We start from the raw sequence: 17,581 nt of genomic DNA, 5'->3' as shown, positions 1-17,581 counted from the left end.
AAGCCTTCCATCAAATCACAGTTTGAGTTTGATCAAACCAAATCCCTACAACTTTCTTTTTAACTTGAATAAGCCTTATATCGAACTCACGTTAATTTAATACCGGAATATGAACAAACTCTTAAAGTAACCCAACAGCAACTTGCAGCTTTACAAAAAGCAAATGCAAAGGAAGTAATCGAGTTATCAAGGCAATTGGCTAATGAAAGAGAAATAAGAAATAAAATCTCTGAAAAAATTTCCGGTATTAAGCATAGCATTTATGAGCTTTCGACAAAAGCTTCAATTGATGAAATTGCCAACTTAGCCGACCCCAAAAAATTAACAATTGGAGGTGAAGAATTTAAAAGTATAGTTGAGTATTCAAGAACTTTTGAAATCGAATCTACTGCTACACAAGAGCAAACTAAAACTGGATTTAGGAAATTAGAGGGGCTTGTTAATCAGGGTATAGCTGAATGGAAAACAAAGGAAGCGGAATCCCAAAAAATTATAGAAGCAAAGAAAAAGGAATTAGCCGATCAGAATATACCATTAGATCTTATTTATATACAGAAATTAGCCGAGGCGGAAGCTCAAGCTAAAACTAATGTAACTAATTTAAAATCATGGCAACCTCACTTAGTCCAACAGAAGAAATTGTATAAAGAGGCATTATTAAGGCGGTGGGCGGCAAGGGAGAAGATAGCTATGACAAGAATAGCATATGCGAAAGATGCTTCATCCACCCTTAAATCTGTATTGACTGATTTAACTGTAACCCTCAAATTTACGCCCCATGCGTACTCTCCTACTGCAGAAGAGTTGATAAAACAGACATTAAACTGGCGAAATACTCAATTCGCAAAAGCTAACATGTTAATATCTCAATTGACGATGCCGACTTTATTAAAAGCAATTGACGCAAAAGATTCAGCAACTATAATGAAAGTTGTTACGAAAGAAAAGACTCTAATTTTTGATAAGACGGAAGCGGACAGAATTATATCATTACTTTCTGATCCTGCAATTAGATTTGCGCTAGAACGATGTGAAGTTTATGATTTGCCAAATTTAATTGTTACTCGAACTATACCTGATGCTACGGGCAAACCTACTTATGCAAATCGCGATTTCTCTAAGTTGTCACTTGGGCAACAACAATCAGTGCTTTTAGCTTTACTTCTTTCTTCAAAAAGTGATGCCCCGTTGATTATTGATCAACCTGAAGATAATTTAGATGGTGAATTTATCTACCATAGTTTAGTACCTGTACTTAGGTTAGCAAAAGAAAGACGTCAAATAATTATTGTCACTCATAACGCAAATATTGCCATCCTAGGTGATGCGGAACAAATAATAATACTTAAGAGTACAAATGATAAATGTTCGATCGTTTCTAATGGATCTATCGATGATGTGAAAACAAGAGATATTGCATGTAATATTCTTGAAGGCGCAAAAGAAGCCTTTAACAGACGTGCAAAGATTTATGGTGTGGTGTAACTGATTGTTACTTAATATGATTATTTAAAATTCCTACCCTTATCAAGGGTCTGTCTAGTTAATACAATAAAATAATACTTTAAAGAAACATGTTGACAAATTGCTCATTAATCCGAGCAGCTCCTTCCAGCATATCCAAAACTGTATGATAATCAAATAAAGTTAAGTTAGTTATAAAAGTTTGAAATCACATTGAGACTGAGTTATCGACATTTTAAAAGAAGCTTTACCACATCAGCAACAATGGCTATGCAGCGAATTTTCCTAAATAATTAAAATATTGAAATTTGATGATAATCACAAGTATTTTTACTAGTCAGCATAGTAGGGTCGTATGTCAATTTTCAAAACCTTGGCTAAATTTAAAGCATGAAAATGTGTCGGTTCTTTTTCGAGTGCCCTTTTGACTAGTGTCTTAGCTGTATCTTTCTTACTTAAGTTTATATAAACCCATGCTAAATTGGTGTAATTACTTGGAGAACCCTCCCCCATCTTTATTCTATTGTTCATTTTTTCAGCCACCGATATTAACAGTATATAGATTTCCTCTTTTTTAAACTTCGTCTTTTGTTCTTTAAACAAATTATTTAAGCTGTTGATTGCATTACTAAGATCGTTAAAATCTACCTCATCGATTTTGGACATCTCTGTTAATGAATGTGCCTCACCAGTATAATCCTTGTTAAGCGCGTATAATTTGGATAGAAATTCCCATGCACGAATTTTAGATTTCACATCAGGACGGTGATCTGCTAGGTATTTTTGTAGAGCATCAATTGAACTGGGAAGATTATTTAGTTCGTAATATAAATTAGACAATAGTTTCCATCCCTCGGGATATTTACGACAGACAAATTCCAATAGCGGTAAATATTTACTTATTAGCGAATTATCTTTGCGAATACTGATGGCGATATTCTTAAAAAATTGCTCAACCTTTGGCCTAAGTCCTTTATTAATATCGGTAAATTGTGTAACACCGAAAAACTGGAGAATTTGAATATCCAATAAGATTTTACTTTTCAGTGGATTAACACTTAATTTCTTCCTTCCAAATTCAAAAGCCGCAAGTGGTACTGAAATAAAATCAGAATCGTCAAAATTGGATTTAATAAGCTCAATGAAAGAATAGCGAAATAATTCTTCAATTCCATCTTCAACGTTTATCAATTCATTGTCTTCCCTCTTCAAAACCGCTTCGATAGCTATTTCTGGGAAAATGTTTCTCCAACTGCACAGGGTTAGAAATACTCTCTTAGAAGAAATTGAAAGATTTGAATAAGTTCGTTCGAAAAGTGCCGTTAGGATTTCGTCTTTCCCCGCAATAACCCTTTTTACATTTCGTAATTCTTTATGAATAGAAACTTCTCCTAACATTACTTTAACTACATATGGGTGGCCATCAGATTCGCTATAAAGTTCATCTAGAAAACGTTTATTTAGCAGTTTTTGGATGTCCAACTCAATAGATACCCGTTCTACGAGCTCATTAAATTCTTGACGATTCATCCCTTGAACAGTTATTGGGTAATCCGCCTTGAAATCTCTAAGCCTAGAAGTTATAAGAATTTTATTTGGATTTCTGACGTGAGTAACTAACCACTTGTAAACCTGAGTGGGATTCTTCAAAGTTTCAAAGTTATCCATTACAACGAGAATCCTTCCATTTGTACCAGGCCCAGAATTTCTTAATTCGTCTTCTATAAACTTCCTTGAATTATATCCTTTTGTTAAAAAACCCGAAGGCTCTAATAATGATGTAAATTCATTACCAATATCAGTTTCATCAAGAATCTGTGGCTTAACAATCTTTGGGCCCTCTTCGAGAAGGTCAATATCCCGCGCACTTAACCAAATTATAGCATCAAAACGATCTGTTTTACAAATTTTCCTTAACAGGAAAAGTGTTAATGAGGTTTTGCCTATACCACCTCTTCCATTTAGAGTTATAATAGGATAAGTATCATCAAGCAGAAGAACTGTTTCCAATTCGCTTTCTAATTCACTTCTATTAATATATATGCTTTGTACAAAGGGTAAATTGGTAAAGGTAGTGTGAATCAAGTCTAACTTGCCTTTACCTTCAGTCTCACTAGATGGAAGTTGACCAGGTAGCTTTAAAAACTGAGTAGAATCTTGATAAAGTTTTTTTCCAGTGATGTATGATAGGCACTCGTAGCTTTTCTCAGTAAAGTTACCGTTGGGGAAATAAAAATCCGTTGCCTCAACTGTAGAGTATAAAACATTTATATGATGCGGCTCATCTAAAATTAAATACACCCCATCCTTTAGAACAAGATTATTTGCAGCTTCGCCCAGAAGCTCTTGCTTCTCTCCTTCATTTAAATTTGTAGTCCTGTATGAACCGGAAATATTTTGCTTTATATAAACCCAGTTTACCTTAAATAATGAAAAATTATCAGATATTAATTTTATAGATGTCTCAAGATTGGGGCAAATCTTTGCTATTTCAACGGCATTTATCACTCCGTGAGCCCGTGCGTCATTTCTCAGTTGAACAAAAAGCTTAAACCAATTTTTTAGGGCGTACTTGGTTGGAAGATCCTCATGCCTTTCATTTAATACCTTCAGACAGTTGTTTAGAGCGGTTAATGACCCGTATTGCCAGGAAGGATTTGTTGATTTTTCCATTAATTCACTCCAAAAAGGACGATATTGATCTAATAAGAAATGATATGCTGGCCCGGTTAGAATATTATCAAGTACATTAGACCAAACACCAATACTATCAGCATGTACCAACTCATAATATTGTGAATATTGATCATTATCCTTATTTCCCTTACTATCTTTAATACCGGAAACCATCGAAACGGTAATCAGCTTTAAGAGCTGCTCGCCAGCATACATAAGGTTAAAAAATAAAGACGTGTCAGAGTCCTGTTTGGCAATTTCTACTCTTTCATTAATTCTTTTTATCGGCAATATCATAAGTTTCTTTTAGGTTAAAATATTAAATATTTTTTTAAAAATCATTTAAACATATAATTACTGATAAATTCATTCTATCATAATGAAGTGTCTGTTATTATGTGGAATTTAGATTCAATTTTAATACTTAATGTATTGATTAAAATATACAAATCCGCCTATTTATTCAAATATGTGAGTTCACAAGCCTTACATTTTCTTCTAGATTGATCCATGTCTGCAACATTGAAACGCCCTTCAGTTTTTTCGAAAATATCAAGGCCTCTACCTAGTGTAATTTTCCAACCATTATTTCCAACTATATACCTGTCATGATGGTTTTCGAATTTATAAACCAAATTAATCCCTAAATCCAAAACGTTTTCTTGAAGCTCTTCAAAGAAGACAATTGAGTCAGGCATAAATTCCTCTGTGTTCCAAGTTATAACTTCAAAATCAATTTCCGCTTCAGGATCTTTGTTATTTCCGAGCATCATACAAAATTCGAGTAAATTCTTAAATTGGTATGGCATTCGAATGTATGGGTCCTGAAGTGTAATATGAGTAGCCCCTTTTAAATAATTGCCAAATAATTTTTTAAAAGAAATACCTGTTTGATTATCCTTTAAAATAAATTGATGTGGCTTTAAATCAACAAATGAAGGAACCAATTTTTCAGATTCCTCTTCTGAATATTCTGTTTCCTGCCTGGCTTCAACTGCTGCGAAATAGTTTTGTTTTTCCAATGTTTCAGGTGCAAATTCCTGTCCACTTGATAATACACGGTATTTGAATTCTACAGGCTCTGACTTAAATGTTTCATCAATAATATATAATTGATCTTTCACTCTTTTTCTGCCCTCAATACAAAAATCAAGTAATTCAATAGTTTCAGACTCAGATAATTCCTGGTGAGGATAAATTAATTTCACCATTCCTGAGAATGATTTTCTTATTGCAACCCTGTCCCTAGATGTTAATGAGCCATCTAATGAAATTTTACTATCAAGAATTGGAGAAAAATCTGATTTTCTTAATTCTCTTAATAATTCAGCGAGGTAGTCAACTATAAAACCATACTCTTTTGAGAATACAGCACTTTTAAGAATGCGCACTTCCCAACCAGGAATATACATATGGATGCGGTCTAAGAATGCTCCCTTTATATAGCCATCAGGAATTGATTCAAATAAATGTGAGTTTTTAAGCATATAAGGCACATTGTGTTTGGTATTACCAACAAATGCCATTGAAGCTGTCGCTTGATATGTTTCTTTTCCTCTATTAAAACTTTGGTTGGCCATGAAATTTTGCATGATTTTAACCAAGTCTCCATCTGTCTTTTTACCGCCTTTTTCTTGTTCAAATTCATCCAGGGCAACAACGTCCCAGTAACCAACTAAACCAATTTTGTTCCCTGTATTGTTTACAAATAATCGTGCTTTAGAAACATCACCACCCGAAACCAAAACTCCGTGAGGCGACAATTCAGAAAATATATGTGATTTACCTGTTCCTTTTGGTCCGAGTTCAATAAAATTATAATTGTTTTCTACATGTGGTATTAGCCTTGAAAGCTGTATGAATTTATCTCGCTTACTAAAGTATTCAGGATTTAAGCCAATGCTGTGCATCATTAAATCTATCCACTCGTCTGATGTGAATTCTTTCCGCAATTGAATGTATTCTTCTAAATCAACATTAGAAACTTGAATTGGCTTTAAATCATTAATAACCCACCTTACAGCAATTCCGTCTTCATGGGAGTATCCCATTTCAATAATTGACCAAACTCCACCTCCACTGAGTAATTTTTTATTAGCATCAACAATTGCATCTGAAATTGGAACTTTTGTTAGCCCCATATTCGCAAACTCAGCTTCGTAAATATTTGCCCTATCATTCAGAGAAACATTAATCTTATCTATAATTTTATAACTGCCAGTGCTTCTAATTTTATTTTTTACAATTTCAGAATCTGATCTATGAACATAATTTTCCCGAATTACATTCCTTACTTTTTCTATGCCCGCTTGAATCACCATTTCATCGTCAATAGCACAATACTGCCCCAATAAATATTCTAACACATATACAGGAACAGGATTACTTCCTTTCACCAAAGAAGTAAGGTCTTTCCTAACTACTTTACCTTCAAAATGGTGAATTATTTTCTCTTTTAATGTCATTAGAAATCGGATTGAATAAGCGTATTATTTTGAACTCGTTCCTCAATAAGCGGATTTAATTTATCATCCACATCAAAAATCTTTAATTTCAGAAAAGCATTCTTTGGTGTGTCAGAGGATAAAGTTAATTCTACTCTTACGGCTCTCTCACTTGGAGAGTCTGAAGTAGAATTAAGTATTGATATTATTTCATTACTTACCAAAAGGTTGTTGTTGTATAAACCGGTCGATATGCTCAACTCTTTTTCCATTCTAGATACTTTGGTATCTTGCAATATGTTCAAACGCAAAATATTTGAAACAACTTTTAAATCGCCTTTATTTATCAGTGAAGGCCTTACCTTGCTTACAACTTCCTCTCGCTTTCTTGAGCTCTCTATTATAGGGACAACAACCTCTTGAAGACTCCCACCACCATGTACAAACTGATGCCCTACTCCTTGCTTACGATATCTATTTACTGAATAAGGTATAGTCACAAATACATCATCTTTAAATGAAGTTGTTTTTGAAAGCGGAATTGAATAACTAAGCGCTTGCTGAGATTTTGTTGGTGTAATAAAATACCTATTATGTGAGGTTAATGGAATAGGTTCTGAAATTGACTCAAGGTCTTTATCTTCAATTTCTCTGTCATTATACAAAAAGCCGTGATCAGCTGTAATAATAACTTTTGCAACGTTCAGGCTTCCGTGCAATTTTTTTACTAAACGTTTAATTTCATCTATAGCATCAGTAACTGCATCAAATATCCTTCTCTCAGAGGCTCTTTTATCTCCTGTAGAATCAATGATGTCGTGATATAGATAAACAACGGAGTTTTTAAATATTGCTCTATTTTTCTCTTGTGAATTACCAATGATGTCTGAGTATTGAACTGCCAAAGAATCTGTCTTAAACTTTTGAAGAATAGTATTTCTGTTAGGTAAACCCTCCGTTGAAATAGTTGAATTACTGATATCGCCATTATTATAAACAAGTTCACCAGCTGGTAAAAGCTGTGCCATACCAATATTTGTTTTTGATGGAATAGAAGCAATCATATACTTCATTTTAGCCGTATTATTTACATCCCCGTGCAATTCTGACAATAATTCATGAGCTACTTCATAACGAAGCGCATCGGATATGAAAACAACTACTTTCTGATTTAATGATTCTATTTCATTTTGGAAAAAGTCAAATTGCTTTGCAACTGGAATTTTGGAATAATCAAACTCAAATTGATCTAAGCACTTTAGCCATTCCCTGTTCAACTTATCTGTATGTGCCTCGTATCGATTATTCAAAGCAAGATGCAAATCATCCAATAAAATGTTAGAATTTAGCTCAGAATAATCAATTAATTTGTATGCCTTGATAGCCTTACGATACAAAGTATCGATAAGATAAAATTCTTCTGAATAGGCCTTTAAATAGTCTTCTGGGCTATTAAGAATGTAGCTGGATATGCCATTTACCATTTGATGAAGTTTTGCCAAATGAGTTAAATACTTCAAAAAATTCCGCATTCCTTCATCCAATGTTTGCTGAATGCTAATGTTATCCAACTTCTTAATCACTGCTTCAGGTGCATCAGCGATTTGGTTCTGTAAACTGTTTATTACTGCCCAAATCATTGATGGACTAAATTCAGCAAAGTTGGCATCTAAACCATAAATATCAATAAGCTTATCGCCTTTGATATCGTTGCTGACCAATTTCAAAACATCATTAAACGAACTGCTTAAATGGGTATTTATTTCTGTTTCGTTTAACAATTGATTCAAGCGAACTATTTGCGTTTGATCCTTAATTTTAAATGATACATAAGGGTCAAGATTGGACACGGTGGTAATGGTTTGTGTTATTTTGTTGTAGAAAATACATCTTGCAGCTTGCATTAACTCTTGACGGCTTAGAGATTTCATCGCATAGCTAGTATTTTCAAAAACTTGCTGAATAATGATATCCTGCATTTTCAAATCAGCAATTTTTGCAAGCACTTTGTTTAATTCTGAATCATCTTTTGCAACAAGCAGCGTTAATATTTTAGAAATGATCAGGGTCCAACTCTCGATAATTTTTAATTTCAAAAATGAAGAAATGAGTCCTCTTTGTAATGCTGGTTCTTCAAATCCATAAGGGGTTAAAATTGGATCGCAAACCATTTGAACACCCGAATACTTTAGTTCCTTCATGTACTTGGTAACTAACGCTTTTTGGTGGCGTTGCAAACCATAATTCTCCATAAACTCCCCAACATTATCTAGTTTCAATTCTTTATTGGCAAGCAATAGACCTAACAATGGAAATCGATGGTATTCATCCTGTGTATTTGGATGTGCCATTGGCAAGTACAGTAGCACTTTAGTATCTATTAATTCGTTGAGTAATTTACATTTAGTGGTAAATGCACTATCAGTATAAAATTCTAAATGTATATGAGGTATAGCCAGCGATTTTACCTCTTCTAAAAATTCCTGATTTTCATCAAAGAAAAAAAGAATTTTCAAATCAGGATATCGTTCAAAATAACTGCTTACTTTTTCTTGAATCATTCTATTTTATTTTTGCAACTACTGTTTCAAACAATTCGAAATTCTTGGCAACTCCATCATCTAAATCAAATTTGATTTGTTGGTCTGCTACATTTTTTAAAGCCATATCATATTGCTCACATTCAATTAAGTCGGCTCTTAGTTTGTCTAATTGCTTTGCTTCGGTTGTACTTAAGCTGCTTGCATTTGCTTCTTTTTGGGCGATTTCGGATCTTAGATATTTCAAGTGCTCCAATAAATAATTAGCTCTAATTTTTTCAACCGTAAACTCATTCATACGATGCATGTACACCAATACCTGGAATGATCCTTTCTTTGAACTAAACAACCAATAAATTGGTATTTTTTTATACATACTACAGTGGTAGCTCCAAAAATCATTGACCAGGAATTTGTCCAATTCCTTATCCAAACACTCCTGAATAAAGTTGATGTTTTCTGTTCGCTGATCATGCCCCCAAATGGTATCGAGCAATTGGTTAAATTGCTTCACCACATCATCGGTAAAATTGCAATTTTTACCCATTAAAGGCAGAATGGCATCTTGATCAATGCTTACTTCTCCATGATTGTATGAGTACCTGGCTAATTCCTCTTTGGTAGGATTTGGATGTGCAATATTTAAACCTGGTATATCCAAGCGGTAACGACCCATAAATAATCCTATTGCATAGCTGACGAATTGACTGATCACTTCGTCACGGTTAATAGGCAGTTCTACAGCATCTTTACCATTGGTTCTGAATTTATCTTCTAATTCTTCAAGATCATTTTTCTTTAATTCTTGTTGTAATATAGTAATGTCCTTCAAAGATGTCTCAGGTTCTAAATCATTTCTTAAAGAATAAATATCAATAAAAATACGGTTTAGCTCTTCTTCGTTTTTATGCAATTGAAAAAAATCAAAGCTTACATTTTTTAGCCATTTATTATATGCATCCTTTATAGAACATTCATTATTCAACAATGGACTTTTTATAAAATCCCAAGAAATTTCTTTTGAATCCCAGTCAACTTTTGAGATTTGAATATTGTTTCTTGCAATATGATTAATACCTACTAAATCATCTGGAAAAATAACTGGTACTGCACCAATGTCATTAGCTTGGAAATTTACCGTAGGAGCTACTGCTTGCAAAAAAAGAAATCCAACTTTAGAATTTAATAATGAAGTGTAATAGTAAATTTTATCTTCTTTTGGAAAGCATGACATTCCTGAAATATCAAAGATAAAGCCCTCTGGCTTATATCTTACTCCAAAAGCGTTAAAACCGAAAAATGACCAAGTAATTCCCTTCTTAAAATAGTAATTTTTCCCACGAAAACTAGTCATACCACTCTTGTATATTTCATACCCCCCATTTTTCCAATTTACGATATATTCATTGTTACCATACCACCTCCTTAAATCACCTCCTTTATTATACGGAAACCATTTATAAGAGCTTATTATTGCCTGTTCTTTGTTACCAAAATCAAATCCGATTGTTTTTAATGATACTTCTTGCCAATTTCTAACAAACTTATCATTATCTGCAGTCATCATCCCTACTACTGGTGGGCACAAATCTTTGATACTCTCATTATTAGAAAAAACATTTAACGCATGTGAAGAAAGCCAATAAGAAATAGTTTTTTGGGGTATATTCAAAAATTCTGATTGAGAATGATCAAAACTTTTGAAGTTTTTATCAAAAAAATATTTTTCTTTTATATCATTTGATTCTACATTTCCTATTTTATCATACAACCCTCTATAGATTCCAATTCGATTGACTTCACTTAAAGATTTTTTAAAACAAAAAGCCACTGATCCAAAATCGGATCCAAAAATACCTCTGCCAAAATGCAAGACAGAACTTAAATATGTTGTTTTTAAGAATTTAATTCTTAAAGACTCATTAGTACTTAAAAACATCCATGATGGAATATTAATCATACTAGAAAGTCCATTTTCCAGTAATAACCCATAATTCACATCCATGAAAGTAGTCATCAAATCATTCCAAGAATCAGGGTAAACTTCACACAAATAATCTTTCAACTTAGAATTCATGTTTTTCTTACCCATGTATGGAGGATTCGCAGCAACTGAAGTGTATTTGTTTGAAAGAATAAGCAATACAGAAATAAAAGATTTAATCTTTTGGAAAACGAGCTCCGTATTAATATCTCTGTAGTCAGTATTTTTAAGGTTAAAAAATCGTTTCTTAATAAAGGTTCTGGCATCATCACTCAAACTCAACTTCATAACTGAACCTAAATTTTTGGCTTGTTCCATTACATGCAACGCAGCTTCCAACTCCATTTCAAAAGCTGTTCCGTCAGTACCCATAAAGTCCTTTATTTCTTGACTATTAAACGTGGCATACCCAGGCATCGCATAAACATTTGGCAACCAGCCTTTGGCAAAAACATCTCGGTATTTTTTTGCTGCTTTTAGAAGTATAGCAAAAGTAGCAAGCTGTGCCGCTCGGTCGTCAAGATCCAAACCAAAAAGGTTATTCATTAATATAGATTCAACAGCTTCCTCAGGTGTATAGTACTCTTCCATATACATTTGATAGAGAAGATCAAATCCCTCAACCAATATATGACCAGAACCTACCGCAGGATCTATCAATGTTAATTGATTTATTTCTGATATAATTGGTTCAGATTTAGAGTCATATTCATTATCCACCAAGTATTTTAAACTCGGTCTTATTTTACTATTAGGATTTTTATCCAACCAGATTTTACCCACAGTGTTTTGCACCATGTACTTAACAATCCAGTTGGGGGTAAAAATTTGGGTAGCAGCAGGAATATCCTTTGCTTCTGCTTTCTTCTTTTTCTTGAAAGAAGCAAACACTTCATCCTTTCGTTCAGATATATAAAACTGATACAACCAGCCTATTAATTCTACCTCTTTATATTGTTCATCAGATATTGCATCAGTTGTATTGAGCAAGTGTAAAAATCCAGTGTCCTGAAGCATGTTGTCGGGCAGAAGCAATTCAGTATAATCGTCTAGTTTGCCAAAAACATTATTCAGCATTTCGTTGCTGTGGCAATAACCTACCAACAACAATGCAAAGGTTTCTTGTTCTTTGCTAAAATCAGTGACAATCCTTTTTAACCGTTCCTGTTCTTTGCTGTTTAAAAATATATATTGACCTTGCCTTGCTTTTTGCAAAATCTGAGGTGTATTTGCCATACCCGGCACATAGGCTAATTGAGCATCTAGATATTCGTTTTTAGCCATTATTTGAAGTGCCATCATCCTGTTAAACCAGGTATATGCTGCTTCCTCTTTTACTAAATCAATTCCCTTTGCCTTAACTGCCTGCTGTAAAGACTTCCATAATTTAGGCACTGTTTCATCATCAAATACTTTGCCTCTAAAAATGTAACCACCTGCAACTGGGTTAGGTTCCTCAATAGTAGAACCCTCAGCATTAAAGCCCCAATACATTAATTTATTGGCAACTCCATCCATTAATAGGACACGTGATTGTTGTGCAAATGTTTTTGTATTCATCTATTTCAAAATTATGGTCTTATTTGCGTTTAATAGTTTTAGCATGTCATCTTTTACCTTTTTCAAAAAAGTATCCATTTCTGCTTCATTTGAAATAGTTGAAACACCTTTGGTAATATGATATGATGCCGAAGTTGCACCGCTACCTCCTGGTGGAACTGGTATTGCAGCAATTATTTTTTCTAATTGATCACTCTTGAAATTTGCAGCACTCAGCTTTTTGTTTTTCAATAGTGCAATTGAATTATTTGCATCAATGGCGTTCAATACTGTATCGCGACTGTCAAAAACTGAAATGCTTACATTCAATTTTATTGCTTCCTGTTCTAATTCGTCAAAAATGAAACTGTAAGTTAATTTCACTTCTTTCTTTAATTCCGCAGTTAAATCTTTTAGTGCCTGACTTAATTCTTCGTGTGCTTTTTTAGCATGTCTAAAGTCCTTTCTTGGGTCTTCAAGCAATAGAAAGTCCGTTACTATTTTTGCTTTATCTTGATTGTCGACTGAAAATTCTTTGAAATTTTCTTTGTTATTCTCGCAAAATGAACTCAAGGTTGCATAATCCTTAAAGTTGTTATTGATAAAGTCCTCAATTCCTTTTTCAATATCAAATAATTCTTTGGCAAAATCTTTTGAACCAATGAAATCCTGAAATAATCTTTTCGGATCTCTAATGGTTGTCCAAGTAGTCAATTGATGAATTGACTTTTGAAAACTACCACCAAAAGGATATTTTCCAAAATAGTCCGATTCAAATGGCTGCATACATCTCATTTTAGTTGAAAGCACATTAGAAAGTGTTTCAAACATTTCATTCCCATCAGATGTCGTGGCAATATTTTCATTGAATACAAATTTGTAAGTAGAAACCACATCATCTAATAAAACTTGATCTATATCTTCACCAGTTACAATTTCGCAAGACATTCTTTCGGCTGTAGAAACTGCTTTATTGATAAAATCAACAATAGGGTATCTAGGAGCACCTTTGTATTTGAATTCTCTTTTTTTCTTTTTGACTAATTTTAAAGCGACTTCTAAAACTGCTTCAAAGCGCCAACCAAATGGGGCATCACCATATTGTTTGATTAAATCAGTAATGGTTATTTGATTATTGTTACTGGTAATAAAATCGTTAACAGATTGCTCGGCAGGTGTAAGATGAGGCATTTCTGTTTGAGTGCTGGCAGCGGCATTCTTCAATTCAATTTGGTTACGAGCATATCCATCGGATAGCTTATGGAATCTATAAATATTACCTAAGTGATATTCAATAAGATTTTTTACTCTATCAGATGGGCTTATACCATTAATTTGATCAGCCTCCAGGATTGCATTTTGAGCAATAAACCTACTTTCAATAAATTTTCTTTCTATTACTCTGATAATATCTTCACTTAGCTGTCTATTTCTAATCTTGAAGTTCTCATTAGTCTTAGCTCTTTCACCAGAGGCACTGCCAGATCCATTAAGCAGGTATTTATTAGTTTTACAATACCATTCAAAATCATGCCTTAATGCAGCATCATTGTTATACCATTCATTAATACAAATGACTAAATCTTTTGAACCTACGTCAAGCATTTTTTGAATGATTGGTGTTTTATCCGTAAGTAAAACAACAAGATTAATATCACCACCTCTCAAGAATTCTTTAGATTCAATGTTATAACTGATTTTGAAATCATTTTGACCAAAAGCCACCTTAGGTTGTAATTTAATAATTGGTCTAAAAAAGTCATCAAATGCAGTCAATCGATCATCCAAACCAATAATTTGGTTCTTGATGATGTTTTGAACATCCATTTCGTCTTCATTGAAGAAGAAGTAACTTCCTTTTTCTTCACGAATAATACTTCCTTCAATTAATTTAGTTAAAACATCAGTGATCTCTTTTTGCAACTGCATCTTATTTTGATCCAGTTTATCCATTAAAAGCACGGTTAAATTATCTACAGTTGAAGGAAAGGTTTGTCTTCTGTTTTCAAGGAGATTTGAAATCATAAACAACACTTTTACAACTCTAGCTGCAAATGGATTACTTTTGACATAAGGTAATTCTAAACCATTTTCAATTGCCTTTGCACCTCTGTTTGTGAGGTTCGTGTGGAATTGTTGATTATAAAACCCATCAAATGGTATAAAACCACCAACTTCATCATTTGCATGTTGTTTAGCCGTAAAGTGTGTGATTCCTAATACTGAACGTTCGTTGTCTTTTACTTCCTTAATAACAAATTTCAATTGTTGAAATGCTTCAAAAACATGTGCAATCAATTTAAACTGATAAGGAACAAACGGATATCCAAATAGAAACTCCCCTTCATTTTTATAACCCTTATATAAATCATGACTGATTTTAAATTGGTTCTCGATGTAATCTTTATTTGCAGTATATATCTTCGATAATTCAGCAACACCATTACTGTTTTTATCCAATACCCTGCGTTGAGTGATGTAAGAAGCATCATTGCTTTGAAGTGATATTCTAGTATCAAAGCGACCAAGGATTTTCCCGAATTCCTCCTGAACATCCTGAACACCATCAGCACCAAAGGAAACTTCATCCAATGTTTGCTGCGCTGTACAAGCAATCCAAACTTGGTTATTACAATCTTCGCTGATTCTTTCAATGATATTTTGAAAGTTTAAAAGAATTTCTTTGTTTGAACCAACATACTGCGAAACTTCATCCACTAAAAATAATAGGCGATAATCTTTATCCTTGCCTTTGAGATATTCTTTTAACTCTGGAATTAGAACTGCATTAATTCCAACTTTATAGCTTTCCGGATTTGATAGTTTAGAATGAAGTGAAACTATATCAATATCGGGACAAACTTTTTTTGCAATATCCAATACACTGTCTAAAGAAAATGAAGCTACTTTTGCAGCATCTGTATCCCAATTGAATCCTAATTCAGATTCTATTAATTTTTTAAACTCAGCAAATTTCCCTTTTTCGTCAATTGTTTTTTCTAACAATATTGCCAATGGAATATCATTAGAATTATAACCTCTAAACTTGTTGAACATGTTGAGGAAAATACGCGTTAAACGTTCCTGACTTCCGTCATCAGTTTCATCTTCAACATTAAACATGATATCATCACATTGTGTATCAGTAATTTTCTTTTTCAAGAGTCTCAAATTACTTATTGTGATTTTATCATTGGTATTTGGTTTGGTATTGTCATAATTATCATTCACTCCATTTTCCAATGCTTCAAAAGCATCAGCAGAAGTTTCTCTGTTCATTAAATAATGAACAAATTTTATAAAATGCGACTTTCCAGAGCCATAATAGCCATTAATCCAAATACCACTTTTGCCTGATTTCTTATTAATTATAGTATCGATTATAGTAAACAACTTTTCTATAATCTCAGGAGTAAAAACGTATTCCTTTATCTCTGCCTCAATTGTTTTAGGGTCTTTTGCACTAACAACTACTGCAGGGTTAATATCCCTATAAATGTCTCTTGCGAAAATTTCATTTAATTTCATCATTATTCGTTTATTAGTTTAATAGCTCTATATAGGTTTTCGTCTTGTAAAAGTCCAAACAAACTGTAGTATCCTTTTGCAACTCCAGGGTAGAACATAATTAATTTGTATCCTTTTATATGTTTTTCGAAATTACTCATGAATCTACTGGCTCTTATATAAGGGTATGAATTGCCAAATCCTTTAATAAAAACATAAGCAATTTCATAGTCTGCATCATTTTGATGGTCAGCAATTTTATCTCGTAAATAATTCATGAATTTTTCTGTGTAAGCATCTTGTTTGAGCGCTTTATCAACAGCATCTTTCTTATTGGATTCATGCTCTAAATAGAAATTATATTTCGTTGAGTTGCCAAATTTTTCATTTTTCAAAAAACTGATAAACTCTTCAAAAATATCAAGCACCATCACATCCAAATAATTGTTTGGTCTGTGTAATCTATTCTTGATATCCAAAATTTCTTTTTCCACTTCATACTCCAGCTCTGGATTGTACATGAACATGTAAGCAGGAAAAAATAAATTACCTGTTTGGTGATCTTGAAATCCTTTATCAGATAATTGATCGTATAATTCAGTTATTGTCATTTCCCTAGTTTTTTATAAAACAAGCAGTAAGAAACCAGCTTTCATTTATGTCTTCGAAGTATTGCCAAAATGTTGAAGATATTTTAAGGGGTCGCATTAGATGAGTACCATCATATAAGCCAACATCTTTTAATACCCTTCTATATTGAGCATTGATTTTTACCATGGTGCTAACTGACCATTTAGAAACGTGATCATCTTTAGATGCAATTTCATCCAAACGCATTTGAACATCATATGCGTTCAATGTATTTCCCGTTTTGAATTTTTTCAGTGCAACCTCAATATGTATATCTAAGACTATCGCGTAAGTTTTAAAGCACAAATACAATAATCCGAATTTCATTTCCTGCTGATTCCATTGAAAAAAATGATCCCAAAAACCAATAGGTGCAATGGAGTGTCTGCGCTTTATTTGTGGTATAATTCGTTTACGAGCAGACATAGTAGCAATTCCAATTACACTATTGCTTTCTACTTCTTCTTGTAATCTACTTTCAAACTCAGTTCCTAATATTATAGACTCTAACGCTTTGAATTCATTAAGAAGTAAGCCCCCGGCAGTGAAATTTGCATCATATGTTTTAGATTCTACTTTCATCATGATCAACATCTATATACATATTATATTAAAAATCAAGTTCAATTGCTTATTTTAAAATATTCTAATCAATATTAATTTCTACTAATCTTTATCCTCTTTCAAGGTTTAAAACCACTCTCGGCCAATATGTAAAATATTCGGCCATTTAATATCAAACTAAATAAAATCAGGTAATAGGCGACTCAAGACAAACAATTAAATCTTATACATAG

General features: G+C 33.0%; 8 protein-coding genes. 1 reads left to right on the top strand and 7 read right to left on the bottom strand.

The window, feature by feature from the left end:
- The first annotated feature begins 195 nt into the window (after positions 1-195).
- Positions 196-1,485 (top strand): AAA family ATPase, encoded by a 1,290-nt coding sequence (locus BLR27_RS01480; RefSeq protein ID WP_090698274.1) that lies wholly within the window; start codon positions 196-198, stop codon positions 1,483-1,485.
- Between the two features lie 312 nt (positions 1,486-1,797).
- On the opposite strand, the gene BLR27_RS01475 is transcribed toward BLR27_RS01480, so the two are convergent.
- The 7 genes from BLR27_RS01475 to BLR27_RS01445 all read right to left on the bottom strand — a co-directional run bounded on the left by BLR27_RS01475 (position 1,798) and on the right by BLR27_RS01445 (position 17,369).
- A complete protein-coding gene (locus tag BLR27_RS01475) occupies positions 1,798-4,437 on the bottom strand; it encodes an NB-ARC domain-containing protein (RefSeq protein ID WP_090698270.1) in 2,640 nt (879 codons plus the stop codon).
- Positions 4,438-4,595: 158 nt separating this feature from the next.
- On the bottom strand, positions 4,596-6,605 hold the full coding sequence (brxL, locus tag BLR27_RS01470) for a BREX system Lon protease-like protein BrxL (RefSeq protein ID WP_090698266.1): 2,010 nt from the start codon (positions 6,603-6,605) through the stop codon (positions 4,596-4,598).
- Positions 6,605-9,145 carry a BREX-1 system phosphatase PglZ type A gene (pglZ, locus tag BLR27_RS01465; protein WP_090698263.1) on the bottom strand — a complete coding sequence of 847 codons (2,541 nt, stop codon included), beginning with the start codon at positions 9,143-9,145 and terminating at the stop codon, positions 6,605-6,607. The genes brxL and pglZ overlap by 1 nt, the downstream gene beginning before the upstream one ends.
- 1 nt (position 9,146) lies before the next feature.
- Entirely contained in the window at positions 9,147-12,668 is a 3,522-nt protein-coding gene (gene pglX / locus BLR27_RS01460) for a BREX-1 system adenine-specific DNA-methyltransferase PglX (RefSeq protein ID WP_090698258.1), read from the bottom strand.
- Positions 12,669-16,178, bottom strand: coding sequence for a BREX system P-loop protein BrxC (gene brxC / locus BLR27_RS01455; RefSeq protein ID WP_090698254.1), 3,510 nt, complete (start codon positions 16,176-16,178; stop codon positions 12,669-12,671). It lies immediately after the preceding gene.
- Positions 16,178-16,765, bottom strand: coding sequence for a BREX protein BrxB domain-containing protein (locus tag BLR27_RS01450; protein WP_090698250.1), 588 nt, complete (start codon positions 16,763-16,765; stop codon positions 16,178-16,180). The genes brxC and BLR27_RS01450 overlap by 1 nt, the downstream gene beginning before the upstream one ends.
- A gap of 4 nt (positions 16,766-16,769) precedes the next feature.
- Entirely contained in the window at positions 16,770-17,369 is a 600-nt protein-coding gene (locus tag BLR27_RS01445; RefSeq protein WP_176767576.1) for a BrxA family protein, read from the bottom strand.
- Positions 17,370-17,581 lie beyond the last annotated feature (212 nt).

It is taken from the genome of Daejeonella rubra (assembly GCF_900103545.1).
GTDB classification, from domain to species: Bacteria; Bacteroidota; Bacteroidia; order Sphingobacteriales; family Sphingobacteriaceae; genus Daejeonella; species Daejeonella rubra.
This window is presented reverse-complemented; position numbering and strand designations above follow the sequence as displayed.